The following is a 623-nucleotide window of genomic DNA, read 5'->3' as shown; positions in this document are numbered from 1 at the left end:
ACGCCAATGTGTTCCGGCTCTGCGCGGCATCGTCTGCCAGCGTTGCCACTGCGCCGGCACAGGCATTCTTTGGAAGCCTCACGACGTTCCCGGCAGGCGCGCAGGCCAACCGCTGCGCCGCGCTCAAGGCGGCCGGGTTGCTGACGTCCACCACGGCGGCTGCGCAGGCCGACGAAGCCCTGCAGAAGATGCGTGCCTATGGTTGGGAGCCCGAGTCGGATCTCGTGCATGCGTCGATGTCGTTCTACGAGATCGACCCATCGGTGGCGACCACCTTTGGCAACGCACTCTCGCGCGCCAGCGTGACCGACAACCTGTGCGGATTGAGCTTCGCGGCAACCGACGCGTCGTTCCATCCGACGGCAGTGAGCGCCACGGCGCTCGCGCAGATGGCGGCGGTTGGCAACGGCATTCCGCCCACTTCCGGCGTGCAGCTCGTCAACAACAATGCCCAAGGTGGCCCGACGCGGAGCAACCAGTCGGTCGACTCCACCGGCACGCAAGCCGCCAACCTCGATGGCGCGCTGTGCCTGCGCAACCTGCTGACGGGCGCCGATGCGGCTTCGCAATCGCTGCAGGCCGGCATCCGGCAGACGCTGCGTACCGGCAACCTGCAGGGCAAG

The 623-nt window shown here is 67.6% G+C and carries 1 protein-coding gene; it reads left to right on the top strand.

Features of this window, described 5'->3' with window-relative positions; translation table 11 throughout:
- A partial coding sequence (locus D1614_RS28280) for a 3-hydroxybutyrate oligomer hydrolase family protein (RefSeq protein WP_241558162.1) occupies nucleotides 1-623 on the top strand: 623 nt, incomplete at both ends.

The organism is Maribellus luteus (assembly GCF_003576475.1).
In the GTDB taxonomy this organism is placed as follows: domain Bacteria; phylum Bacteroidota; class Bacteroidia; order Bacteroidales; family Prolixibacteraceae; genus Draconibacterium; species Draconibacterium luteum.
This window is presented reverse-complemented; position numbering and strand designations above follow the sequence as displayed.